The organism is Pseudomonas sp. AOB-7, assembly GCF_003696305.1.
Lineage (GTDB): Bacteria > Pseudomonadota > Gammaproteobacteria > Pseudomonadales > Pseudomonadaceae > Aquipseudomonas.
This window is the reverse complement of sequence record NZ_RFFK01000007.1, coordinates 233,790-258,450: the sequence shown is the minus strand read 5'-3', so window position 1 is coordinate 258,450 and position 24,661 is coordinate 233,790. Positions and strand designations below refer to the sequence as shown.

22 protein-coding genes are annotated in these 24,661 nt (G+C 68.2%); 15 read left to right on the top strand and 7 right to left on the bottom strand.

Annotated elements, in window-relative coordinates; translation table 11 throughout:
* Positions 1-59 precede the first annotated feature (59 nt).
* From dgcA to EA796_RS15575, 4 genes are all read right to left on the bottom strand, one after another.
* Positions 60-2,120 (bottom strand): dimethylglycine demethylation protein DgcA, encoded by a 2,061-nt coding sequence (gene dgcA, locus EA796_RS15590; RefSeq protein WP_122109253.1) that lies wholly within the window; start codon positions 2,118-2,120, stop codon positions 60-62.
* Positions 2,121-2,198: 78 nt separating this feature from the next.
* Complete coding sequence (locus EA796_RS15585; protein WP_122109252.1) at positions 2,199-2,729, bottom strand: DUF5943 domain-containing protein; 531 nt, start codon at positions 2,727-2,729, stop codon at positions 2,199-2,201.
* Between the two features lie 157 nt (positions 2,730-2,886).
* A complete protein-coding gene (locus EA796_RS15580; RefSeq protein WP_122109251.1) occupies positions 2,887-3,864 on the bottom strand; it encodes a dipeptidase in 978 nt (325 codons plus the stop codon).
* 228 nt (positions 3,865-4,092) lie between these two features.
* On the bottom strand, positions 4,093-5,040 hold the full coding sequence (locus EA796_RS15575) for a GlxA family transcriptional regulator (RefSeq protein ID WP_021442440.1): 948 nt from the start codon (positions 5,038-5,040) through the stop codon (positions 4,093-4,095).
* A gap of 224 nt (positions 5,041-5,264) precedes the next feature.
* Between EA796_RS15575 and choX the strand changes: the two genes are divergently transcribed.
* The 5 genes from choX (at position 5,265) to EA796_RS15550 (ending at position 10,131) form a co-directional block, all read left to right on the top strand.
* Positions 5,265-6,203 carry a choline ABC transporter substrate-binding protein gene (gene choX / locus EA796_RS15570; protein WP_122109250.1) on the top strand — a complete coding sequence of 313 codons (939 nt, stop codon included), beginning with the start codon at positions 5,265-5,267 and terminating at the stop codon, positions 6,201-6,203.
* Between the two features lie 101 nt (positions 6,204-6,304).
* Entirely contained in the window at positions 6,305-7,189 is an 885-nt protein-coding gene (locus tag EA796_RS15565) for a 3-keto-5-aminohexanoate cleavage protein (protein WP_122109249.1), read from the top strand.
* Between the two features lie 133 nt (positions 7,190-7,322).
* Positions 7,323-8,288: an L-carnitine dehydrogenase gene (locus EA796_RS15560; RefSeq protein WP_122109248.1), complete on the top strand. Its 966-nt coding sequence runs from the start codon at positions 7,323-7,325 to the stop codon at positions 8,286-8,288.
* 80 nt (positions 8,289-8,368) lie between these two features.
* The gene (locus EA796_RS15555; RefSeq protein WP_021444460.1) at positions 8,369-8,854 is read left to right on the top strand and encodes a thioesterase family protein; all 486 of its coding nucleotides are present in this window, start codon (positions 8,369-8,371) and stop codon (positions 8,852-8,854) included.
* 89 nt (positions 8,855-8,943) lie between these two features.
* Entirely contained in the window at positions 8,944-10,131 is a 1,188-nt protein-coding gene (locus tag EA796_RS15550; RefSeq protein ID WP_122109247.1) for a gamma-butyrobetaine dioxygenase, read from the top strand.
* Positions 10,132-10,176: 45 nt separating this feature from the next.
* On the opposite strand, the gene EA796_RS15545 is transcribed toward EA796_RS15550, so the two are convergent.
* Positions 10,177-10,572, bottom strand: a complete 396-nt coding sequence (locus EA796_RS15545) for a YkgJ family cysteine cluster protein (RefSeq protein ID WP_122109246.1) — start codon at positions 10,570-10,572, stop codon at positions 10,177-10,179.
* A 223-nt stretch (positions 10,573-10,795) separates the two neighbouring features.
* On the opposite strand from EA796_RS15545, the gene EA796_RS15540 reads away from it, so the two are divergent.
* The 8 genes from EA796_RS15540 (at position 10,796) to EA796_RS15505 (ending at position 22,214) form a co-directional block, all read left to right on the top strand.
* Complete coding sequence (locus EA796_RS15540; RefSeq protein ID WP_122109245.1) at positions 10,796-14,446, top strand: DUF2339 domain-containing protein; 3,651 nt, start codon at positions 10,796-10,798, stop codon at positions 14,444-14,446.
* The gene (locus EA796_RS15535; RefSeq protein ID WP_122109244.1) at positions 14,446-15,789 is read left to right on the top strand and encodes a DUF3999 domain-containing protein; all 1,344 of its coding nucleotides are present in this window, start codon (positions 14,446-14,448) and stop codon (positions 15,787-15,789) included. Before EA796_RS15540 ends, EA796_RS15535 begins: the two co-directional genes overlap by 1 nt.
* A gap of 200 nt (positions 15,790-15,989) precedes the next feature.
* Complete coding sequence (locus tag EA796_RS15530) at positions 15,990-17,639, top strand: histidine kinase N-terminal 7TM domain-containing protein (protein ID WP_122109243.1); 1,650 nt, start codon at positions 15,990-15,992, stop codon at positions 17,637-17,639.
* A gap of 87 nt (positions 17,640-17,726) precedes the next feature.
* Positions 17,727-19,565, top strand: a complete 1,839-nt coding sequence (estP, locus tag EA796_RS15525) for an esterase EstP (RefSeq protein ID WP_122109242.1) — start codon at positions 17,727-17,729, stop codon at positions 19,563-19,565.
* A gap of 158 nt (positions 19,566-19,723) precedes the next feature.
* Positions 19,724-20,731: a class 1 fructose-bisphosphatase gene (locus tag EA796_RS15520; RefSeq protein ID WP_122109241.1), complete on the top strand. Its 1,008-nt coding sequence runs from the start codon at positions 19,724-19,726 to the stop codon at positions 20,729-20,731.
* A 4-nt stretch (positions 20,732-20,735) separates the two neighbouring features.
* Positions 20,736-21,338 (top strand): DUF924 family protein, encoded by a 603-nt coding sequence (locus tag EA796_RS15515; protein ID WP_122109240.1) that lies wholly within the window; start codon positions 20,736-20,738, stop codon positions 21,336-21,338.
* 70 nt (positions 21,339-21,408) lie between these two features.
* Positions 21,409-21,660, top strand: a complete 252-nt coding sequence (gene bamE / locus EA796_RS15510) for an outer membrane protein assembly factor BamE (protein ID WP_021441796.1) — start codon at positions 21,409-21,411, stop codon at positions 21,658-21,660.
* A gap of 11 nt (positions 21,661-21,671) precedes the next feature.
* A complete protein-coding gene (locus tag EA796_RS15505; RefSeq protein ID WP_021441797.1) occupies positions 21,672-22,214 on the top strand; it encodes a lipocalin family protein in 543 nt (180 codons plus the stop codon).
* A gap of 12 nt (positions 22,215-22,226) precedes the next feature.
* Here the strand turns inward: EA796_RS15505 and EA796_RS15500 are convergent, their stop codons facing one another.
* Positions 22,227-22,664 (bottom strand): hypothetical protein, encoded by a 438-nt coding sequence (locus EA796_RS15500; RefSeq protein ID WP_122109239.1) that lies wholly within the window; start codon positions 22,662-22,664, stop codon positions 22,227-22,229.
* A gap of 81 nt (positions 22,665-22,745) precedes the next feature.
* Here EA796_RS15500 and pip point away from each other — a divergent pair, with 81 nt between their 5' ends.
* Positions 22,746-23,717 carry a prolyl aminopeptidase gene (gene pip / locus EA796_RS15495; RefSeq protein WP_122109238.1) on the top strand — a complete coding sequence of 324 codons (972 nt, stop codon included), beginning with the start codon at positions 22,746-22,748 and terminating at the stop codon, positions 23,715-23,717.
* Positions 23,714-24,151 carry a D-aminoacyl-tRNA deacylase gene (dtd, locus tag EA796_RS15490; RefSeq protein WP_122109237.1) on the top strand — a complete coding sequence of 146 codons (438 nt, stop codon included), beginning with the start codon at positions 23,714-23,716 and terminating at the stop codon, positions 24,149-24,151. The genes pip and dtd overlap by 4 nt, the downstream gene beginning before the upstream one ends.
* On the opposite strand, the gene EA796_RS15485 is transcribed toward dtd, so the two are convergent.
* A complete protein-coding gene (locus EA796_RS15485) occupies positions 24,114-24,611 on the bottom strand; it encodes a DoxX family protein (protein WP_218567636.1) in 498 nt (165 codons plus the stop codon). The genes dtd and EA796_RS15485 overlap by 38 nt on opposite strands.
* Between the last annotated feature and the right edge of the window lie 50 nt (positions 24,612-24,661).

Sequence of the window (24,661 nt, the reverse complement as noted above, 5' to 3'; positions counted from 1 at the left end):
ATCTTGGGCTTCGTTCCTCAGCGCCAACCTACGTCCGTCCAACCACCGAAGGCGTTGGCTTAAAAGTCCTTGCACAGCCGCAGCGCGTCGTAGATCGCCGCGTGGGTGTTGCGCTGGGCCACGCAGTCGCCGATGCGGAACAGCAGGTAGCCGTCGCCCGTCTCGGCCAGGCAGGGCTGCGGCTTGATCGCGAACAGCGCCTCGACGTCGATCTGGCCCTTGTTGCGCGAGCCTTCCTTCAGCGCGTAGTACAGCGACTCGTCCGGACGCACGCCGTTCTCCACCACCACCTGGTCGACCACGCGCTCTTCCTTGGCGCCGGTGTATTCGTTCTCCAGCACCGCCACCAGCTTGTCGCCCTCGCGGTAGACCTTTTCCAGCATCATGTCGCCGGTCATGATCACTTCCTTGGGGTAGATGCTGCGGTAGTAGGTCGGGAAGCTGGTGCCGCCCATGGCCACGCCCGGCTTGATGTCGTCGGTGACGATCTCGACCTGCGAGCCCTTGTCGGCCATGAAGTCGGCCACCGACATGCCGGTGAATTCGCAGATGGTGTCGTAGACCAGCACGTTCTTGCCCGGCGCCACCTTGCCGTCGAGCACGTCCCAGCTGCTCACCACCAGGCCTTCGGCCGCGCCCCAGTGCTCGTTCTGCTCCAGGTACGGATGGCCGCCGTTGGCCAGCACGATGATGTCGGCGCGCAGGTCCTGAATGGTCGCCACGTCGGCGGCGGTGCCCAGGCGCAGGTCGACGTTTAGGCGCGCCAGCTCCAGCTGGTACCAGCGGGTGATGCCGGCGATCTGGTCGCGCTGCGGGGCCTTGGAAGCGGTGGTGATCTGGCCGCCCAGGGCATCCTTCTTCTCGAACAGGGTGACGTCGTGGCCGCGCTCGGCGGCGACGCGCGCCGCTTCCATCCCGGCCGGGCCGCCACCGACGATCACCACCTTGCGCTTGGGCCCGGTGGATTTCTCGATGATGTGCGGCACGCCCATGTATTCACGGGAAGTCGCGGCGTTCTGGATGCACAGCACGTCCAGGCCCTGGTACTGGCGGTCGATGCAGTAGTTGGCGCCGACGCACTGCTTGATCTGGTCGACCTGGCCCATCTTGATCTTGGCGATCAGGTGCGGGTCGGCGATGTGCGCGCGGGTCATGCCGACCATGTCCACGTAGCCGCCTTCGAGGATACGGGTGGCCTGGTTCGGGTCCTTGATGTTCTGCGCGTGCAGCACCGGCACCTTGACCACTTCCTTGATGCCGGCCGCCAGGTGCAGGAAGGGCTCCGGCGGGTAGCTCATATTGGGGATGACGTTGGCCAGGGTGTTGTGGGTGTCGCAGCCCGAACCCACCACGCCGATAAAGTCGATCATGCCGGTGGCGTCGTAGTAGGCGGCGATCTGCTTCATGTCCTCGTGGGACAGGCCATCCGGGTGGAATTCGTCGCCGCAGATACGCATGCCGACGCAGAAGTCCGGGCCCACCTCGGCGCGCACCGCCTTGAGCACCTCCAGGCCGAACTTCATGCGGCCCTCGAAAGTGCCGCCCCATTCGTCGGTGCGCTTGTTGACCCGCGGGCTCCAGAACTGGTCGATCATGTGCTGGTGCACGGCGGACAGCTCGACGCCGTCCAGGCCGCCTTCCTTGGCCCGACGGGCGGCCTGGGCGTAGTTGCCGATCACCCGCCAGATCTCTTCCGGCTCGATGGTCTTGCAGGTGGCGCGGTGCACCGGCTCGCGGATGCCGGAGGGCGACATCAGGGTCGGCCAGTTGAAGCCGTCCCAGCGCGAGCGGCGACCCATGTGGGTAATCTGGATCATGATCTTGGCGCCGTGCTTGTGCATGGCGTCGGCCAGATTCTGGAAGTGCGGGATGATGCGGTCGGTGGACAGGTTGACCGAGCTCCACCACTCCTGCGGGCTGTCGATGGCCACCACCGAGGAACCGCCGCAGATGGCCAGGCCGATGCCGCCCTTGGCCTTCTCTTCGTAGTACTTGACGTAGCGCTCGGTGGTCATGCCGCCGTCGGTGGCGTAGACCTCGGCGTGCGCGGTGGACAGCACGCGGTTGCGGATGGTCAGCTTGCCGATCTGGATCGGCTGGAACATTGCTTCGAAGGCCATTACGGCATCCTCACGGTAAGCGCTCTAGCGGTGTGGGAGGCGCTCTAGCGGCTCTCCCACGCATTTCTTATGGGTGACTCAGAGTGGCCGGGTGACGAACAGGCCGTCGTCGTGGCCTTCCTCGGCACCGCTGTATTCCTGCACGGTAACGGTGCGGATCGGGCTGCCCTTGGCGGCGAGGATCTGGTCGATGGCGCCGGAGAACCAGCCGGTGAACATGTAGTCGACCTTGCGGTTCACCTTGCCGTACACGTAGACGAAGGCCGAGTGCTTGAGCTTGACCTCGGCGTAGCCGGTTTCCAGGTCGAGCTTCTGCGTTTCGAACAGGCCCCAGCCGCGCTGCGACAGGCGCTTCATGTAGTGCTCGAACACCGCGGCGCCCTCGATGCCGTGGCACTCGGCTTCCTTCTCGCACCAATGCCAGGCGGACTTGTAGCCGGCCTTGTAGAGGATCTCGGCGTACTTCTCGGCGCCGAGCACTTCCTCGATGCCCATGTGGTTGTTGACGAAGAAATGCCGCGGCACGTAGAGCATCGGCAGGGCGTCGGTGGTCCAGACGCCGGTTTCGTCGTCGACGGCGATGGGCATTTCGGGGGCGTGGGTGGCCATGTGGATAACTCCGATTTCAAGTCAGGTGTAGGGTGGATCGGGGCGCGTAGCTGGCGCTTTATCCATCCACCGCAGAGGTGAGCCACCGTGCGGTGGACTGGTGGATGAAAAGAGCGTCATCCACCCTACGGGTCGTATTCGTTTGCGAGTGGGGCGCTTATTCGCCCCAGACGTCTTTCAGCACGCGCACCCAGTTCTCGCCCATCACCTTGCGCACCACGCGCTCGGGCATGCCGCGCTTGAGCAGGGTCTCGGTGAGGTTGGGGAATTCGCCCACGGTGCGGATGCCCAGCGGGTTGACGATCTTGCCGAAGTTGGTCAGGCGGCGGGCGTAGCCCTTGTCGTGGGTCAGGTACTCGAAGAAGTCCTGGCCGTGGCCCTGGGTGAAGTCGGTGCCGATGCCGATGGCGTCTTCGCCGACCAGGTTCATCACGTACTCGATGGCCTCGGCGTAGTCGTCGATGGTCGAGTCGATGCCCTTGGCCAGGAAGGGGGCGAACATGGTCACGCCGACGAAGCCGCCGTGGTCGGCGATGAACTTCAGCTCCTCGTCGGACTTGTTGCGCGGGTGCTCCTTCAGGCCGGACGGCAGGCAGTGCGAGTAGCACACCGGCTTCTTCGACTCGAGGATGACTTCCTCGGAAGTCTTGGAGCCGACGTGGGACAGGTCGCACATGATGCCGACGCGGTTCATCTCGGCGACGACCTCGCGACCGAAGCCGGACAGGCCGCCGTCGCGCTCGTAGCAGCCGGTGCCGATCAGGTTCTGGGTGTTGTAGCACATCTGCACGATGCCCACGCCGAGCTGCTTGAACACCTCGACGTAGCCGATCTGGTCCTCGAACGCATGGGCGTTCTGGAAGCCGTAGAGGATGCCGGTCTTGCCCTGCTCCTTGGCCTTGCGGATATCGGCGGTGGTGCGCACCGGCATGACCAGGTCGCTGTTATCGCGAATCAGGTTGTTGCTGGCGACTATGTTGTTGACCGTGGCCTGGAACCCTTCCCACACGGACACGGTGCAGTTGGCGGCGGTCAGGCCGCCCTTGCGCATGTCCTCGAACAGTTCGCGGTTCCACTTGGCGATGATCAGACCGTCGATGACGATGCTGTCGGCGTGCAATTCGGCTGGGCTCATCAGGCTTGTCCCCTGGGCGTATGACCGATCCGGAGCGTCGGTGCTTTGGACAGAGCTTATCCCTGGGGGGCGGGGCGACCCGGTGCAAAAACGACTGGGGGTTTGCCGAAAGCGTCAAGCCGAGGTCGCGAACGGATAAGCCGTCGCTCCGCCCGTTACCGCTTGGCCGGATGCAATCCGGGGAATCCGCGGCGCCTGGCCCCGGATTGCATCCGGTCTACGTCGGGTCTAGCCGACCGGCCGCTCATGGCGATCCTGGCTGGGGCTGGCGGCGAAGTGCTGGCGGTAGCAGCGCGAGAAATACGACGCCGAGTCGAAGCCGCAGGCCAGGCCCACCTCCAGCACGCTGAGATCGCTCTGGCGCAGCAGCTGGCGCGCCTTGTCCAGGCGCAAACCGAGGTAGAAGGCCGAAGGCGTGGTGTGCAGGTGGTGGCGGAACAGCCGCTCCAGCTGGCGCACGCTGACCCCGACCTGCTCGGCCAGCTCCTCGCAGGGCAGCGGCTGCTCGCAGTGGCGCTCCATCTCGCCGATCACCCGCACCAGTTTCTTGTTGTGCAGGTCGTAGCGGCTGGCGATCTGCATGCGCTGGTGATCCTGGCGGGTGCGGATGCGGCCGAGCACGAACTGCTCGGAGACCTGCACCGCCAGCGGTTCGCCGTGATCGCGGCCGATCAGCCCGAGCATCAGGTCGAGGCTGCTGGTGCCGCCGGCGCTGGTGATGCGCCGGCCATCGATCTCGAACAGCTCCTGGGTCACCTGCAGCTGCGGGTAGCGCTCGCAGAAGGCGTCGATCGCCTCCCAGTGCAGGGTCAGGCGCTGCTGCTCGAACAGCCCGGCCTCGGCCAGCACGAAGCTGCCGGTGTCGATGGCGCCGAGCACCTTGACCTCGCGTTCGCGGCGTTGCAGCCAATGGGCCAGGCGTTTGTCGTAGTACGCCAGGGGCTCGAAACCGGCGACCACGAACAGCGCCTGGACCTCTTCCGGCAACTCCAGGCCGGCCTCGACGTTGAGCGACATGCCGTTGCTCGCCGCCACCGCCTCGCCGTCCAGGCTGAGCAGGCGCCAGCGGTACAGCTCGCCGCGAAAGCGGTTGGCCACGCGCAGCGGCTCGATGGCCGACATCAGGCCTATCATCGAGAAACCGGGCAGCAGCAGGAAGGCGAAGGTTTGGGTCATGGGCAATCCGCCAGTAGGGTGCCCTCCATTAAGAAGCCAGGCGCCAGCGCCGCGCAAGATAAGGTCGCCATAGGTCAAGCAATGGTCGGCTAAGTGGGAATTTTCCGGCGCAGCGGCGCGTAAGGTGGCTCCATCGGGACCAATCGATCCCGCAACACGGTGGGGGCCGACCGGCCTCTAGAAGAACGAAAGCAAACCGCTGTGACACGATGAGGAGCACCCAGATGAAAGGTCTTACCGCGCTGGCCGCATGCTGCACCCTGAGCTTGTTCAGTTCCTCCCTGCTGGCCGCCGAAGATGCCAGTTGTCAGAAGGCACGTATCGGTCTGGTCGGCTGGACCGACGTGGTCGCCACCACGGCCGTGGCTGCAACCCTGCTCGAAGGCCTGGGCTATCAAACCACCCAGACCCAGGCCTCGCAGCAGATCATCTTTTCCGGCATCGGCAAGAAGCAGGTCGACTTCTTCCTCGGCTACTGGAAGCCGCTGATGGACGACAACATCAAGCCGTTCCAGGACAAGGGCGAAGTCAAGGTGCTCGCCGAGCCGGGCCTGAGCGACGGCATCTCCAGCCTGGCGGTGCCTACCTACCTGGCCGAGGCGGGCCTGAGAACCTATGCCGACATCGCCAAGTTCCGTGACCAGCTGGACGGCAAGATCTATGGTATCGACCCGGGCACCGGGGCCAACACCACCATCCAGAAGATGATCGACACCAACCAGTTCGGCCTCGGCGGCTTCAAGCTGGTGGAATCCAGCGAGGCGGCCATGCTCGCGGCGGTCAGTCGCGCGGTCAAGGCCAAGAAGCCGGTGGTGTTCTTCGGCTGGAAGCCGCACCCGATGAACATCAAGATGGACCTGACCTACCTCACCGGCAGCGAGGACGTGTTCGGCGCCGATGAAGGCCTGGCCACGGTATGGACCGTGGTCGCCCCGGACTATGCCCAGCGCTGCCCCAACGTCGACCGCCTGCTCCATAACCTGACCTTCAGCGCCGCCCAGGAAAGTGAGCTGATGGAGCCGATCATGGCCCGCGAGGAGGCCAAGGCCGTGGCCCGTCGCTGGCTCAAGGACAATCCGCAGGACCTCGACCGCCTGCTGGCCGGGGTGACCACCTTCGACGGCCAGGACGGCGTGACGGCAGTACGGGCCGCCCTCGACTGAGACGCGCCGCGGCGCCGCCTCCCTCTTCAACCATCATCTGCCGTGCGTGCGCCTCTGGCGGCGTACGGCACCCTTTCGCCTCGAATAAGGATGGAGATTCCATGAACTACGAAGTCATCGTCACCTGCGCGGTGACCGGCGCCGGCGACACCGTCGGCAAGCACCCGGCCATCCCGGTCACGCCCAAGGAAATCGCCGCCGCCGCCATCGAGGCAGCCAAGGCCGGCGCCACCGTTGCCCACTGCCATGTGCGCGATCCGCAAACCGGCAAGCCGAGCCGCAACGTGGCGCTGTACCGCGAGGTGGTCGAGCGCATCCGCGAGAGCGACACCGACGTGATCATCAACCTCACCGCCGGCATGGGCGGCGACCTGGAAATCGGCCGCGGCGAGCAGCCGCTGGAGTTCGGCGCCGGCACCGACCTGGTCGGTCCGCTGGAGCGTCTGGCGCATGTCGAGGAACTGCTGCCGGAGATCTGCACCCTGGACTGCGGCACCCTGAATTTCGGCGACGGCGACTTCATCTATGTCTCCACCCCGGCGCAGCTGCGTGCCGGCGCCAAACGCATCACCGAGCTGGGGGTGAAGGCCGAGCTGGAAATCTTCGACACCGGCCACCTGTGGTTCGCCAAGCAGCTGCTCAAGGAGGGCTTGCTGGAAGACCCGCTGATCCAGCTGTGCCTGGGCATTCCCTGGGGCGCGCCGGCCGACACCACGACCATGAAGGCCATGGCCGACAACCTGCCGCCGGGCATCACCTGGGCCGGCTTCGGCATCGGCCGCATGCAGATGCCCATGGTCGCTCAGGCCATGCTGCTCGGCGGCAACGTGCGGGTCGGCCTGGAAGACAACATCTGGCTGGATCGCGGCGTGCACGCCAGCAACGGCCAGCTGGTCGAGCGCGCCATCGAGATCATCGAACGCCTCGGCGGCCGCGCCCTGACCCCGGCCGAAGGCCGCGAGAAGATGAAGCTCAAGCGCCGTTAACGATTTTCTCCCCTCTCCCACTGGGAGAGGGGCCGGGGGAGAGGGCCTGTGGGCATCCCCCGTAGCCCGGAGGCAATCCGGGAAAATTTCATCTGCCATGCCCCGGATCGCATCCGGGCTACCGGAGTTCACCATGACCTTCGTTACCCATATCAAGACCTTCGCCGCCCTCGGCACCGGCGTTATCGGCGCCGGCTGGATCGCCCGCGCCCTGGCCCGCGGCCTCGACGTGATCGCCTGGGACCCGGCGCCCGGCGCCGAGGCCGCGCTGCGCACGCGCCTGGCCAATGCCTGGCCGGCGCTGCAGCAGCAGGGCCTGGCCCCCGGCGCCTCGCTGGATCGCCTGCGCTTCGTGAACACCATCGAAGACTGCGTACGCGATGCCGACTTTATCCAGGAGAGCGCCCCCGAGCGCCTCGAGCTCAAGTGCGAGCTGCACGCCAAGATCAGCGCCGCCGCGCGCACGGATGTGTTGATCGGCTCCAGCACCTCGGGCCTGCTGCCCAGCGAATTCTATGCAGACGCCAAGCATCCCGAGCGCTGCGTGGTCGGCCACCCGTTCAACCCGGTCTATCTGCTGCCGCTGGTGGAGGTGGTGGGCGGCGCGAAGACCGCCCCGGAGGCGGTGCAGGCCGCCATCGAGGTCTACCAATCGCTGGGCATGCGCCCGCTGCATGTGCGCAAGGAGGTGCCGGGCTTTATCGCCGACCGCCTGCTCGAGGCGCTGTGGCGCGAGGCGCTGCACCTGGTCAACGATGGCGTGGCGAGCACCGGCGAGATCGACGATGCGATCCGTTTCGGCGCCGGCCTGCGCTGGTCGTTCATGGGCAGCTTCCTGACCTATACCCTGGCCGGCGGCCCGGCCGGCATGCGCCACTTCATGGCCCAGTTCGGCCCGGCGCTGAAGCTGCCCTGGACGTACCTCGAGGCGCCGGAGCTGACCGAGGGGCTGATCGACGCGGTGGTCGAGGGCACTGCCGAGCAGCAGGGCGAACGCAGCCTGGATGCCCTGGAGCGCTACCGCGACGATTGCCTGCTGGCGGTGCTGGAGGCGATCCGCCAGACCAAGGCCAGGCATGGTTTCGAGTTCGCCGAGTAACCGCGTCTTTCCGGTGCGTGCGGCGCACCCTACGCGCGCTCCCGCCTGCGGGGGCCCGCCCTGTCGGAGCGAGTCCATCCATGTCTGCCCAAGCGCTGAGTACCTACCGTAGCGCCATTCCCCCCGAGTGGGTGGATTACAACGGCCATCTGCGCGATGCCTTCTACCTGCTGATCTTCAGCTACGCCACCGACGCGCTCATGGACCACCTGGGTCTGGACGAGGCGGGGCGTGCCCGCAGCGGCCACACCCTGTACACCCTGGAGTGCCACCTCAACTACCTGGCGGAGATCAAGCTCGGCGCCGAGGTAGAGGTGCGCACCCAGTTGTTGGCGCATGACGGCAAGCGCCTGCACATCCACCACGGCCTCTACTACCCGGAGGGCGAGGAACTGCTCGCCGCCAGCGAGCAGATGCTGATGAACATCGACACTGCCGGCGGCCGCTCGGCCGCGTTCGACGAGCAGGTGCGGCAACGGCTGCTGGCGTTGGCGCAGGCCCATCGGAGCCTGCCCAGACCGCTGCATGTCGGCCGGGTCATAGCCTTGCCCCCGGCCAGGGCCTAGTGCCCGGCCGGCAGGCCAGGATGGCCTGGTGTGCGTCCCCCCATCCCTGACAACAATTTCGCGGGCCAGCATCCCGCAAGGAGACCGCCATGAATGCCGTAGACCCCTCGCTCCAGGCCGCACCCATCGCCGATTGGCGCACCTACCCGATCAGTGCCGATCTGGTCGGCCTCGACGCCACCCGCGACAGCCTGCAGGTCACCTGGAGCGATGGCCGGGTCAGTCCCTTCCACTACCAGTGGCTGCGCGACAACTGCCCCTGCAGCCAGTGCGTCTACGGCGTGACCCGGGAACAGCTGCTGGAGATCGTCGACGTGGCGGAGGAGCTGGCTCCGCAGCGGACCCGCATCGACGAGCAGGGCCATCTGCTGATCGACTGGCTGGGCGGTCACCACAGCCGCTTCCACCCCGGCTGGCTGCGGGCTCACGCCTATGATTCGGCATCGCGCGAAGAGCGCCAGGCGCAGCGTCCGCAACCGCAGCTGTGGGGCGCCGAACTGGCCGAGCAGTTGCCGCGCTTCGACTACCAGGCGGTGCTCGAGGATGACGCCACCCTGTTGCGCTGGTTGCTGGCGGTGCGCGATCTGGGCCTGACCCAGCTGGTGGCGGTGCCGGCCAGCGAGGGCGTCCTGCTCCGGCTCGCCAAGCGCATTTCCTTCATTCGCGAGAGCAACTTCGGCGTGCTGTTCGACGTGCAGTCCAAGGCCGATGCCGACAGCAACGCCTACACCGCCTTCAACCTGCCGCTGCACACCGACCTGCCGACCCGCGAGCTGCAGCCGGGCCTGCAGTTCCTGCATTGCCTGGTCAACGACGCGACGGGCGGCGAGAGCGTGTTCGTCGACGGTTTCGCCATCGCCGAGGCGCTGCACCAGGAGGCGCCCGAGCTGTTCGACATCCTGTGCACGACGCCGGTGGAGTTCCGCAACAAGAGCCGCACCAGCGATTACCGCTGCCTGGCACCGATCATCGCCCTGGATGCCGAGGGGCGGATCGGCGAGGTGCGCATGGCCAACTTCCTGCGCGGCCCGTTCGACGCGCCGGTCGAGCGCATGCCGGCGCTGTATCGTGCCTACCGGCGCTTCATCGCCCTGACCCGCGAGCCACGCTTTCGCTTGCAGCGCCGGCTCGAGGCCGGGCAGCTGTGGTGCTTCGACAATCGGCGGGTGATGCACGCGCGCACCGAGTTCGACCCGGCCAGCGGCGCGCGGCATTTTCAGGGCTGCTATGTCGACCGTGACGAGCTGCTGTCGCGGATCCGCGTGCTGCAGCGCTGATATACCCGAAATGCGTGGCGCTGTAGCGCGCCGCGCATGTCCGGCCTACTTCGGTCTGTAAGCGCAATACCCCGGCCGCGGGCCGACCTTGGGATGATGGCGGCAGGTGTCCGGGCGCTTGTCGTAGACGGTGCACAGGCGCGTCTTGCGATCGAGGAACAGGCAGTCGTTGTTGGACATGCGGGTCAGGGTGAAGATGCCCGACTTCTGGTTGAAGCGCTCGACCACGCCGTCCTTCTGCAGACGTTTGGCGATGTTCTTCGGTGGCTCGCTGCGCTCGAACTCGTCCACCAGTTCCAGGCGGATCAGGTCGTTCAGGCGTACTTCCACGGGCAGGGTGCAGCAGCTGGACATGCAGCTGTGGCACATGTCGCTGCTGTATTTGGCCCAGGTTTCCAGGCGGTCGAGTTCGGCGGCGGCGATCAGGCGGGGCTTCATCATGGTCGGGTCGTGGGCGGTCTGCGCCGCGCGGGTTGGGGGCGGCGATGATAGCGGGCGCGCCGCGTTTGTGAAGCACCGGCTGGCAGTTGGCTACTTTGCGTTGTGCCTGTGACTGCTGTGGCAGTCGTCTCCCTGGGTGTTGGCGAGCGCGCCTCCTATACTGGGCGCACCTCGGCCTGCCAGGGATGCGAGGCGACTTCCTTATCGGAGCGGGACACACTGCATGCAATGGATCTTCATGCTGGTCGGCTTGGTACTCGGCGCTGGGGTCAGCGAATCCGTCACCGGCGCCATTCTCGGCGGCTTGCTCGGCCTGAGTCTGGGCCAGGCGCTGCGCCTGCACGGCCTGGAGCAGCGCAACGGGCAACTGGCCGCCCAGCTCAAGGACTTCGCCGAACGCTTCGAACGCGGCACCAGCGCCATCCACGAGCGCCTGCTCAGGGTGGAGCAGGGCGAGCGGGGCGAACCGCAGATGCCGCCACCGGCCGAGCAGGCCTCACCCGTCGCGGCCGAGCTCAAGCCCGAACCGCCGCTCGAGCCGGTTGTGGCCGAGGCCACCACCACCGAGCAGGCGCCAGAGGCGGAGCTGGACTGGACGCTGGAGCCGGAAATCGAAGCGGCGCCGCCACAACCCGCCGAAGCGCCAGCGCCCGTAGCCGCGCAGGTCGCCCAGGAGCCGCCATCGGCGCCCCAGGCTGGCCCCTGGAAACCCCGCGAGCCGCGTGAGCCCAACCTGCTCGAACGTGGCTTCGCCGCCGCCAAGGCCTGGCTGCTGGGTGGCAACACCGTATTGCGGGTCGGTGTGGTGCTGCTGTTCCTCGGCCTGGCCTTCCTGCTGCGCTACGCCACCGAAGGCGTCGAGGTACCGGTCGAGCTGCGTTACATGGGCGTGGCGGCCAGCGCGCTGGCCCTGCTCGGCCTGGGCTGGTGGCTGCGCCTGCGCAATCCCGGCTACGCCCTGGTGCTGCAGGGCACCGGCATCGCCGTGCTGTACCTGACGGTATTCGCCGCCATGCGCCTGCATCCGCTGCTCGACCCCGGCATGGCGCTGGGGCTGCTGGTGGCGGTCACGCTGTGCTCGGCGATTCTGGCCGTGCGGCAGAACGCCCTCGGCCTGGCCGCCGCGGCGGCGCTCGGTGGTTTCGCCGCACCGATCCTGACCTCCACCGGCAGCGGCAACCATGTCGCGCTGTTCTCCTATTTCGCCCTGCTCAATGCCGGCATCTTCGTCATCGCCTGGTTCAAGGCCTGGCGCCTGCTCAACCTGATCGGCTTCGTCGGCACCTTCGGCATCGGTTTCGCCTGGGGCCTGCGCTCCTACACGCCGGAGCTGTTGTGGAGCACCCAGCCGTTCCTGGTCCTGTTCTTTTTGATGTACCTGGCCATCGGCCTGCTGTTCGCCCGGCGCAAGCTGCGCGAGGCGAGCGACGCCCCCGAGGAGCGCGACGCGCTGCTGCACTGGTCGGCGCGACGCGGCGACTATGTCGACGGCACCGCGCTGTTCGGCCCGCCGCTGATCGGCTTCGGCCTGCAGCTGGCGCTGGTGCGCCATATCGAGTTCGCTGCCGCGTTCAGCGCCCTCGGCCTAGGCCTGTTCTACCTGCTGCTGGCGCACCTGCTCAAGGCGCGTGCCGGGCATCGCGCGCTGCTACTGGTGGAGACCTGCCTGGCGCTCGGTGTGGTGTTCGCCAGCCTGGCCATTCCCCTGGGCCTGGACGCGCGCTGGACCTCTGCGGCCTGGGCGGTGGAGGGCGCCGGTATCTTCTGGCTGGGGCTGCGCCAGGGGCGGCCGCTGGCCCGCGCCTTCGCCCTGCTGCTGCAACTCGGCGCGGCGCTGGCCTTCCTCCATGGCCTGGATGCCGGCTACGGCCGCCTGCTGGACGGCTCGCCGCTGGGCGCTTTGATGCTGGCTGCGGCGCTGCTGTTCAGCTACTGGCAGCTGCGCCGGACACCGCAGGCCGCCAGCCGCTGGGAAAACCGCCTGCTGCCCTGGCTGGGCGTCGCCGGGCTGGCCTTCGTCTACCTGATCGCGCCGCTGCTGCTGGCCGCGCCGGGTACGGCCATCGCCTGGGCGCTGGCGGGGCTGGCCACCTTGCTGGTGGGGCTGCGTATCGGTGCGCGCAGCTTCGTGTTCAGCGCCTTCGCCATTCAACTGCTGGGCGGTCTGCTGTTTGTCGGCCAGATGGCGCTGGATGCGGCCTTCGGTCGCGGCGGTTTCGCCGCCGGCTGGCTGGGTCTGCTGGCGGCGTCTCTGCTCGGCTTCGGCCTGATCGCCGGCATGCTGCTGGCGGCGCGCGATCCGCAGATACGTGCCAGCCGCCGGCTGCTGACCGGGCTGTCGCTGGTGCTGCTGGCGGGGCTGGCATTCGTCAACCTGGCGGTGCTGTTCGTCCTGCCCTGGGTCGCCGCTGCGGCGGTGTGGGGCGGTACGGGCCTGCTGATCCTCTGGCTGGCGCTGTACCTGCAGCAGCGCGTGGCCTTCTACTTCAGCCTGGCGTTGCAGCTATTCGCCGGCCTGGCCTTTCTCGCCGCCGGGCCGCTGCTGCTGGCGGGGCTGAGCGGCGCGGGGCTGACGCCGCTGGCGCATACCGGCTTCTGGACGCCGGCGGTGCTCGGCCTGGCCGCGCAGGTCGGCGCCTGGCGCCTGCAGGCCCTGGCGCGGCGCGAGGGTGCCGGCGGCATGAACGGCGTCAGCCTGCTGCGCCTGGGCCAGCTGCTGCTGGTCTGGGGCGCGGCCTGGTGGGCCCTGGCGCTGGCCAGCGAGGTGCTACGCTTCGCCGCACCGGCGTTGCAGACGACCCTGTTGCTCGGCGCCGCAACCCTCAGCGTGGCCCTCTGGGGGCTGGTCGCCGCGCGCAGCCAGTGGCGCGAGCTGGCGCTGCTGTGCAGCCTGCTGGCGCCGCTGGGCGGGTTGATCCTGCTGCACGCCTGGCACGGCTGGTATCACCCGGCGGCGAACTTCGCCTGGCTGGCCTGGTTGGCTCTGTTAGCCGTGCATTTCCTCGTCCTGCGCCGGCTCGGCTCCCTGTTGCCAAGCCGGGCGGCGAGCGCGGCGCACGTGCTCGGCTGCTGGCTGCTGCTCGGGGTGCTGGCGCTGGAGCTGCGCTACCTGCTGCTGAGCCTGTCCGAGCACTACAACGCCTGGCGCTGGCTGGGCTGGGCGCTGCTGCCCACCGCCTACCTGTGGGCGATGGCGCTGCCGCGCGCCTGGCCCTGGCCGCTGTCGGTGCATGCCCGCGAGTACCGCCTGCTGGCCGCCGCGCCGCTGGCGCTGCTGATGCTGGCCTGGTTCTGGCTGGCCAATGCGCTCAGCGCCGGCGACGCCGAGCCGCTGGCCTACCTGCCGCTGCTCAATCCGCTGGAGCTGGGCCTGCTGCTGGGCCTGGGCGCTCTGTTTGCCTGGGGCCGCTTCGCCCTGCCGCGTCTCGGCCTGGAGCCGGCGCGGGCGCTGCAGCTGACCCAGGGCGTGGGGGGGCTGTCGCTGTTCGCCCTGTTGACGGTGATGGTGATGCGTAGCGCCCATCACTGGGGCGGCGTGCCCTGGCACAGCGCGGCGCTGCTGGATTCGATGCTGGTGCAGGCCGGGCTGTCCATCGTCTGGACCCTGATCGCCCTGGCGCTGATGCTCTTCGGTCATCTGCGGGTACGCCGCGAACTGTGGCTGGTCGGCGCGGCGCTGATCGCCGTGGTGGTGGCCAAGCTGCTGTTCGTCGAGCTGGGCAACCGCGGCGGCCTGGAGCGCATCGTGTCCTTTATCGGGGTCGGCGTGCTGCTGCTGGTGGTGGGCTATTTCGCCCCCTTGCCGCCGCGCCAGGCCGAACCACCTTCCAGCAACGAGCAACCAGCCTCGGCCCACAAGGAGCCCGCCGCGTGATGCGCATCCGTCCGTTTCTACTGCTGGCCCTGCTGCTGCTGGGCGGCGCCGTACAGGCCGCCGAGCGCCCGCAGGACTTCCGCCAGACGCTGCCGCTGCAGCTGTCCGGCGAGGGCCCCTGGTATCGCCTCGAGCTGCCCATCGCCGCGCACCTGGCCGCGCGCCACGGCGACCTGCGCGATCTGCGGGTGTTCGACGCCGGCGGCCAGGCGCAGGCCTATGCGCTGATTCCCGGGCGCAGCGAGACCCTGGAGCACGAGCAGGAACACGGCGTGCGCTGGTTCCCCCTGCACGGCCGGGCCGATGCCGCACAGGCGCCGGCGCTGCGGGTCGAGCGCAGCACCACGGGCACCCTGATCGAGCTGCGCGGCGAGTCCGCTGGCGAACCGGACCAGCAACTGCGCGGCTGGCTGCTCGACGCCAGCGCCATCGACGCCCCATTGGTGCGCCTGACCCTGGACTGGAGCGGCGGCGAGGAGGGCTTTCAGCGCTTCGCCATCGAGGCCAGCGACGACCTGCAGCACTGGCGCGACTGGGGCGAGGGGCAGCTGGCGCGGCTGAGTTTCGCCGCCGAGCGCATCGACCAGCGCCAGGTCGAGCTGCCGGGCCAGCGCGCGCGCTACCTGCGCCTGCTCTGGCGCAGCCCGCAGCAGGCGCCGCAGCTGGAGGCGGTGACCCTGCGCAGCCGCCGGCAGGACCATCAGCCGGCGCCGCTGGTGTGGTCCGAGCCGCTGCCGGCGCAGCGCGCTGGCGACGGTCAGTACCAGTGGCAGCTGCCGCTGGCCCTGCCGCTGGAGCGTCTGCGCCTGCCGCTGGAACAGGCCAATACCCTGGCGCCGCTGCGCTTCGAGGCGCGCGCGAGCGAGCAGGGGCCCTGGCGCCCGCTGGTCAGCGGCCTGCTCTACCGCCTGCCGGAGAACGGCCGCGAGGTGCGTCACGAGGAACTGGCGCTGCCGGGCTGGCCGGTGCAGCAGTTGCGCCTGCACCTGGATGCCCGCGGCGGCGGCCTGGGCGAGGCGGCGCCACGTTTGCAGCTGGCGCTGCGCGCGACCCAGCTGGTGTTCCTCGCCCGCGGCGAGCCGCCGTACCGGCTGGCGCTGGGCCACGCCGGCGCGCAGTCGGCGGCGCTGCCGCTGGCCAGCCTGATCCCCGGCTACAAGCCCGAGCGTCTGGCCGGATTGGGACGTGCCGAGCTGGGCGAGCTGGCCAGTCAGGCGCAGCCGGCGAGCGGCGAGCCGCCACGCGACTGGCAGCGCTTCGGACTTTGGGCTGTACTGCTGCTGGGAGTTGGGTTGCTGGCGGCGATGGCCGCCAGCCTGCTGCGTCGTCCGCCAAACGCCTGAGAGTGCGTGCGGAGCGAACAAACCCCTGTTGCAGCAGGGGTTTTGCAGTATCTTAGGCGCCCTGCGCCGAACCAGGAGTTGAGGTCAGGAAGGCCCTTGCGTATTTCGATTCGCGTCATCGCCCCGTTGTCACATGCCGTCGCCCCAGCGCGCGGCGAGGCGCTCGTTTCCCCGCGGCAGCCGCTGTGGAGAGCGTGCTGATGCAGGCCTGCCTGGCCTCCGCTTGGAGCCTGTCGCCGCCGGTGCTGATGACCCTGCTGGTGTGCTTCGGGGTGATCCTGCTGGCGCACTGGGTGACCCGCCAGCGCGACTTTCCCGGACGCGACAGCTTTATCCTGCTGCACTTGGCCAGCCTCTGGTGGATGGCCGCCGCGGCGCTGGAGATGAGCTTTTTCGCCGCCGAATGCAAGATGTTCTGGGCCAGCATGGCCTGGCCGGGCATCGTCTCCACGCCGACCTTCTGGGCGGTGTTCCTCTGGCAGTACGTCAACAGCATGCGCACGCCGCTGGCGCGCAGCAGCATCCTCGGCCTCAGCCTGGTGCCGCTGCTGGTCTGGGCCCTGGCCCTGAGCAATCCCTGGCACGGCCTGTTCTACGGCGCCGGCAGCGCGCCGATCGACGCCAGCCCGGGGGCGCCGGTGCGCTATCAGCACGGGCCGCTGTTCTACGCCACGGCGGTCTACGTCTACCTGTTCATGGCCTTCTGCATGGGCGTGGTGACCCGCGCCGCGGCGCTCAGCCAGGGGCTGCACCGCCGTCACTACCTGGCGTTCGTGCTGGTCACCGCGGTGCCCTGGGTGGCCAACGTCGGCTACGTGGTGTTCGGCTGGACCCTGTTCGGCTTCGATCCCACCCCCTTCAGCTTCGCCTTCACCCTGGGGGCTTTCTCCTGGCTGATCGTCGGCGTGCGCCTGTTCGACCTGCTGCCGGTGGCCCGTCACCTGCTGCTCGAGGCGCTGCTCGACCAGGTGCTGGTGGTCGACCCGCGCGGGCGGGTGATCGAGGCCAATCCGGCGGCGCTCAAGCTGGCCGGCCTGCAGCAGGGCTGGCAGGGGCGCGAGCTGGGCGACTGGCCGGTGTTCGGCGCCGACCTGCAGCAGCTGCTCGATGAACAGGCCGGCGCCGACCCGAGCCTGCCGCTGACCCTGACCAGCGCGGCGCGCTACTACGAGGTGCGCGTGCGCGCCATCGAGCGCGCCACGCGCCACGGCCCGGTGCTGCTCGGCCATATGCTCTACGTGCGCGACGTCACCCAGCGCCAGCTCAGCGAACTCAAGCTGGCCGAGGCCCTGGCCCTCAGCGAGGAGCGCCTGCGCACCATCAGCAGCCTGCACGAGCAATTGCGCGAGCAGGCCCTGTGCGATCCGCTCACCGGGCTGTACAACCGTCGCTACCTGGACGAGTTCTTCGCCCGCGAACTGTCCCGCGCCCAGCGCGAGCAGGTGCCGCTGGCCGTGGCACTGATCGACCTCGACCACTTCAAGCGGCTCAACGACGAATGCGGCCACCTGGTCGGCGACGACGTGCTCAAGTCGGTGGCCCAGCACCTGCTGGACAACCTGCGCAGCACCGACGCGGTGTTCCGCATCGGCGGCGAGGAGTTCCTGCTGATTCTGCCGGGGCTGGATGCGGCGGCCGCGACCAGCCGGATGGAGTCGCTGCGCGCGCAACTGGCGCAGATCGGTCAACCGACGCGCATCGGCGCGCTGCCGGTGACCCTGTCCGCCGGCATCGCCCTGTGGCCGGACCATGGCGAAGGGCTCGATGGCCTGCTGCAGGCCGCCGACGTGGCGCTCTACACGGCCAAGCGCAACGGCCGCAACCGGGTGCAGCTGGCCGCCACCGGCTGAGTGCAATCGCCGCCGGATAGGTGTTTTTCGCCGCAACAGTCGCTACATTTGCTGGGCAGTTCATACCAACAACAATAAGGACTCGCCATGAAACGCCTTCTAACCCCGCTGGCGGCCGCCTGCCTGCTGGCCAGTGCCACCCCGCTTTGTGCCGCACCCTACAGCGCTTTCCATGTGTTCGGCGACAGCCTCAGCGACGCCGGCTGGTTCGCCGACCCCGATGGCCCCGCGGGCGCCACCACCCGTTTCACCAACCGCGTCGGGCCGACTTATCAGGATGGCAGCGGCGAAATCTTCGGCCCAGTGGCGCCCATGCTGCTGGGCGATGCGCTCGGTCTCGGCGCCCTCGGCCCGGCCAACTCGGCCGAGGGCGGCAACAACTGGGCGGTCGGCGGTTACCGCACCGACGAGATTCTCGGCACCATCAGCGGCCCCGGCGGTTATCTGGCCTCCACCGGCGGGCGTGCCGACCCCAACGCGCTGTACTACCTGACCGGCGGCGGCAACGACTTCCTCCAGTTCCGCGTGGTCGACACCGCCAGCGCCCAGGCTGCCGCGGGGCGTCTGGTCGACAGCGTGGAAACGCTGCAGCAGGCCGGGGCGCGCTACATCATGGTCTGGTTGCTGCCGGACATCGGCCTGACGCCGAACTTCTTCGGCGGCGGCCTGCAGGATCTGGTGACCTCGCTCGGCGCCGACTTCAACGACGAGCTGGTGCTGCAGCTGGCCACGGTCGATGCCAACGTGATTCCGCTGAACATCCCGCTCAATCTCGCCGAGATCCTCAGCGATCCGGGGCGTTACGGCCTGGTCGCCGATCGCGACACGGTGATCGGCACCTGCTTCGACGGTTGCAGCAATCCCAACCCGATCTATGGCCTCAACGGCAGCAATCCCGATCCGACCAAGCTGCTGTTCAACGACAGCGTGCACCCGACCATCGCCGGCCAGCGGCTGATCGCCGACTACGCCTATTCGCTGCTCGCCGCGCCCTGGGAGCTGACCCTGCTGCCGGAGATGGCCCTGGGCACCCTGCGCGGCCATCAGGATCAGCTGCGCGCCCAGTGGTTGGCCGACTGGGAGGCCTGGCAAGGCGTCGGCCAGTGGCGCACCTTCGTCAACGGCGGCGGCCAGCGCCTGGATTACGACCTGCACGGCGGCGATGCCGACGGCAACGGCTACAGCCTCAACTTCGGCGCCAGCTACCGCCTCGACGAGGCCTGGCGCCTGGGCCTGGCAGCCGGGCTCTACCAGCAGAGCCTGGAGGCCGGCGCGGCGGATTCCGACTACGACCTGCGCAGCTACATCGGCACCGCGTTCGCCCAGTACCAGCACAACCGCTGGTGGGGCGATCTGGCCGCCAGCGCCGGTCACCTGGATTACCACGACCTCAAGCGCCAGTTCGCCATCGGGCCGTCCACCAACTCGGAGAAGGGCGATACCGAGGGCCAACTCTGGGCCTTCAGCGGCCGTTTCGGCTACGACATCGCCCAGCCGGGCAGCCAGTGGCACCTGAGCCCCTTCGTCAGCGCCGACTACGTGCATATCGACCTGGACGGCTATGCCGAGGACGGCCAGCGCTCCACGGCACTGAGTTATGACGACCAGGAGCGCAAGTCCCGGCGCCTCGGCTTCGGCTTCCAGGGGCTGTACGACCTGACGCCGCAGACCCGCCTGTTCGGCGAGTTGGCGATGGAGCGCGAATACGAGGACGACGCCAGCGAGGTGCGCATGAGCCTCAACAGTCTGCCGGGCATCGACTTCGAGCTGCCCGGTTACCAGCCGGACGATCGCAGCCTGCGCGGTCACCTGGGCGTCAGCCAAAGCCTGGGCAATGGCCTGTCGTTACGCGGCAGCTACAGCTACCGGCATGCCGACGACGAAGTCCAGCACGGCCTGAACCTGGCGCTGTCGCTGGACCTCTAGTCGCTCCCGCCGCTGCCCGCGCGCGCCGGCGGCGCGCGCGGGCATATGGCCAGCTGGACGTTCCGTCAGTTTCTCGGCTTTCGCCGCGGCCGCGGGGAGGCGGCCGCGCCGCGAACGGGTTAAACTGCGCGCGATTTTTTCCCTTTCCGGAGCCGTCCATGTCCCGCGTCACCCTGAGCCGCTACCTGATCGAGCAGACTCGCAGCCACAACACCCCGGCCGATCTGCGCTTCCTCATCGAAGTCGTGGCGCGTGCCTGCAAGGCGATCAGCCATCAGGTGTCCAAGGGCGCCCTTGGCGGCGTGTTGGGTAGCCTCGACAGCGAGAACGTGCAGGGCGAGGTGCAGAAGAAGCTCGACGTGCTGTCCAACGAGATCCTCCTGGAAGCCAACGAGTGGGGCGGCCACCTGGCCGGCATGGCCTCCGAGGAAATGGACAACGCCTACCAGATTCCCGGCAAGTACCCCAAGGGCGCCTACCTGCTGGTGTTCGACCCGCTGGACGGCTCCAGCAACATCGATGTCAACGTCTCGGTCGGCACCATCTTCTCGGTGCTGCGCTGCCCGGATCGCAACGGCGACACCGGCGACCTCGGCGAGGATGCCTTCCTCCAGCCTGGCACCCAGCAGGTGGCCGCCGGCTACGCCATCTACGGCCCGCAGACCATGCTGATGCTGACCCTGGGCGACGGCGTCAAGGGCTTCACCCTGGACCGCGAGCTGGGCTCCTTCGTGCTCACCCACGACAACATCCGGGTGCCGGAGGCGACCAAGGAGTTCGCCATCAACATGTCCAACCAGCGCCACTGGGAAGCCCCGGTGCAGCGTTACGTGTCCGAGCTGCTGGCCGGCGAGACCGGGCCGCTGGGCAAGAACTACAACATGCGCTGGATCGCCTCGATGGTGGCCGACGTGCACCGCATCCTCACCCGCGGCGGCGTATTCATGTACCCGCGCGACGCCCGCGAGCCGGAAAAGCCCGGCAAGCTGCGCCTGATGTACGAGGCCAACCCGATGTCGATGATCATCGAGCAGGCCGGCGGCGCTGCCACCAACGGCACCCAGCGCATCCTCGACATCCAGCCGGAATCCCTGCACCAGCGCGTGGCGGTGTTCCTCGGCTCGAAGGAAGAAGTGCTGCGCGTCACCGCCTACCACCGCGGCTGATCCCGTGCAGCCCTGGCAGCCCTTGCTCGACTGGTGGTTCGGCGCCGCCCCCGGCAGCGCCGGCGAGGTGGCGGCAGCGCGCCAGGGGCTGTGGTTCGGCAAGCGTGACAGCCAGGACGAAGAGGCCCGCGAGCGCTTCGCCGCGCTGGTCGAACAGGCCCTGGCCGGCGAGCTGCAGGGCTGGCAGGCCACGGCGCCGGGCTGGCTGGCCAGGCTGATCCTGCTCGATCAGCTGCCGCGGATGATCTTCCGCGACACCCCGCGCGCCTTCGCCGGCGACCCGCTGGCCCGGGCGCTGCTGCAGCAAGGGCTTGAACAGGGCCTGGATCGCCAGTTGACGCTTATCGAGCGGGTCTTTGCCTATATCGTCTTCGAACATGCCGAGGACCTGGCCCTGCAGGATCGCGCCGTCGAGCTGTTTCGCGGCTTGCACGAGCAGGCGGCTGTGGACGAGCGCAGCCTGTTCGCCGGCTTTCTCGACTTCGCCGAGCGCCATCGGCGGGTAATCGCCCGCTTCGGCCGCTTCCCCCATCGCAACCTCATCCTCGGCCGCGTTTCGAGCGACGAAGAGCAGGCCTTCCTGCGGGAACCCGGCTCACGTTTCTGAACTCCAATCGGGCACGTTGCGGCCTGCTATGCCAAGCTTGTCGCGTCCATGTCCTCCAGGAGTTTCATCCATGTCGATGCGTGTCGTCGCGCTGCTCGCCTGCTGCCTGCTGGCCGCCTGCAGCAAGGTCAACCAGGAAAACTACGCCAAGCTCAAGGCCGGCATGAGCAAGGACGAGGTGGAAAGCCTGCTCGGCGCGCCGGGCGAGTGCGCCGGTGCCCTGGGCATGTCCAGCTGCACCTGGGGCGACGACAAGAGCTTCATCAGCGTGCAGTACGCCGGCGACAAGGTGCTGATGTTCTCCGGCAAGGGCCTCAAGTAAAGGGAGTCAGCATGCGTTCGATCATGCTTGCCAGCGCGCTGCTCGCGCTCGTCGGTTGTGCCAACTCGGGCACCGGCCACATTCCTCCGGAGCCGCCGCAAACCATGCAGGTCGACCTGCAGCGCTACCAGGGCACCTGGTACGAGCTGGCGCGGCTGCCGATGTTCTTCCAGCGCAACTGCGTGCAGTCCGAGGCGCATTACCGCCTGCGTGACGACGGCCGTATCGAGGTGACCAACCGCTGCCGTGACGACGACGGCGAGTGGCAGGAGGTTCGGGGCGTTGCCGAAGCGCAGGTCGAGGGCCGTACCGACAAGCTCTGGGTGCGCTTCGACAACTGGGCCAGCAAGCTGCTGCCGATCAAGGGCGACTACTGGGTGCTGTACCGCGATGACGACTACCGCGTCGCGCTGGTCGGTCATCCCGAGCGCGACTACCTCTGGCTGCTGTCGCGCACCCCGCAAGTGGACGCCGCCACCCGCGACAAGCTGCTCGCCGTGGCGCGCGAGCAGGGTTACGACACCGCCGAGCTGATCTGGCGCCAGGCCGACTAGGGGCCTGGCGGGCTACTCCCAGTCCAGCCGCGCCAGCCTCCATTGGTCATCTTCCAGCCACCATTCCAGCTGCACCGCATAGTGCCGCGCGCTGTCGGGGATCAAGCCCTCGGCGCCGCTCAGGCCGACCTGGGCCTGGGTATGACCCTTGCTGGTGATCGCGGCATCGATCCAGCTGTTCTTACCCAGGGCGATCACCTGGATGTTCTTGTGGCGCAGGAACAGCAGGGTCATGGTGCGCTTGGCCCACTCGCGGTCCAGTTCCTGGCGGGCGAGAAAGTCGGGGTGCAGCTGCGCCATCACCGCGCCGGTGTCCTTGGCTTCGATATTGTCCTGCAACTGCTGCACGGCCGCTTCCAGCGCCGCCTGCGGGTCGTCCTTGCCGCCACAACCGCCCAGCAGCAGGGCGAAAAACAGCGCCAGGGGCCAGGTCGGAAAGCGTATCGGCATGCTGAAACTCCTTTTTCATGGTTATGATGCCCGGCAGAGCGGAACACGGCAGTTGTAGCCCATCGAGCCAGGAGCCCCACCATGCAGACTTTGTATCCGGAGATCAAACCCTACGCCCGCCACGAGCTGGCGGTCGAGCCGCCTCATGTCCTCTACGTGGACGAGAGCGGGTCGGCGGACGGGTTGCCGGTGCTGTTCATCCATGGCGGGCCCGGCGCCGGTTGCGATGCTGCCAGCCGCCGCTACTTCGATCCCAATCACTACCGCATCGTCACCTTCGACCAGCGCGGCTGCGGCCGCTCGACGCCGCACGCGAGTCTGGAGGGCAACAGCACCCAGGCGCTGATCGGCGATATCGAACGTATCCGCGAGCACCTGGGGATAGACAAGTTCGTGCTGTTCGGCGGCTCCTGGGGCTCGACCCTGGCGCTGGCCTACGCCCAGGCGCATCCGCAGCGGGTGCACGGGCTGATCCTGCGCGGCATCTTCCTGTGCCGGCCGCAGGAGTTCCACTGGTTCTATCAGGAGGGCGCCAGCCGCCTGTTCCCCGACTACTGGGAGGACTACCTCGCGCCGATCCCGGCGGAGGAGCGCGGCGATCTGATGCAGGCCTTCTACAAGCGCCTCACCGGCGCCGACCAGATCGCCCAGATGCACGCGGCCAAGGCCTGGTCGACCTGGGAGGGGCGCACCGCTACCCTGCGCCCCAACCCGCAGGTGGTCGAGCGCTTCAGCGAGGCCCACCGCGCGCTGTCGATCGCCCGCATCGAGTGCCATTACTTCGTCAACCAGGCCTTCCTCGAACCCGATCAGCTGCTGCGCGACATGCCGAAGATCGCCCACCTGCCGGGCATCATCGTGCACGGTCGCTACGATGCCATCTGCCCGCTGGACAACGCCTGGGCGCTGCACCAGGCCTGGCCCAACAGCGAGCTGCAGATCATCCGCGACGCCGGCCACTCGGCGGCCGAGCCGGGCATCACCGACGCCCTGGTGCGCGCCGCCGAGCAGATGGCCCGGCGCCTGCTCGACCTGGCCCCGGACGAAGCATGAAGGCGCTGATCCAGCGCGTCAGCGCCGCGCGGGTGGAAGTGGCGGGCGAGGTGGTCGGCGCCATCGGCCGGGGCCTGCTGGCGCTGGTCGGCGTCGAGCCGCAGGACGATGCCGCCAGCGTCGCCAAGCTGTTGCACAAGCTGCTCAACTACCGGGTGTTCGGCGACGAGGCCGGCAAGATGAACCTGTCGCTGACCGACGTGCAGGGCGGCCTGCTGCTGGTCTCGCAGTTCACCCTGGCCGCCGACACCAAGAGCGGCCTGCGCCCGAGTTTCTCCAGCGCCGCAGCGCCGGCCCAGGGCCAGGCCCTGTTCGAGCTGCTGCTCGAACAGGCGCGGGCGCAGCATGCGCAGGTCGCCAGCGGCCGCTTCGGCGCTGAGATGCAGGTGCACCTGGTCAACGATGGGCCGGTGACCTTTCTCCTCGAGAGCTGAACGGATGCGGCCAGTGCAGCCATTCGGCGGCATACAGCGTCCAGAGGATGATCAGCGGCTGGAACGGCAGGCGCAGCCAGTAGTACCACTGCACGCTGGGCAGGCCGTCGACCTGCGGGCCATGCAGGGCGTTGTGCAGGTTGGCCGGAAACACGCAGACGAAGTACAGCGCCAGCAGTCCCCCCGCCAGCCTGCGTGTGCGCGGCCAGAGCAGGCCGAGTGCGCCAGCGATCTCGCAGGCGCCAGTCAGCAGTACCAGCTCCAGGTGCCAGGGCAGGTAAGGCGGCATCATCGCCAGGTAGCGTGCCGGAGTCAGCCAGTGATCCACGCCGATCAGCAGCAGGGCCAATGCCAGGGCCAGGTGCATTCGCGTCGGCCAGCTTGTCGGTCCGGGGAGACCCAGGCGCACGGGCACCGCGGCGAGCAGGCTGAAAACCAGCAACAGGGCAACGAATAGCATGAGGGTTCCTCCGAGCGGAGCTGGTGCCCATTACCCGCTGCGGGCATGAT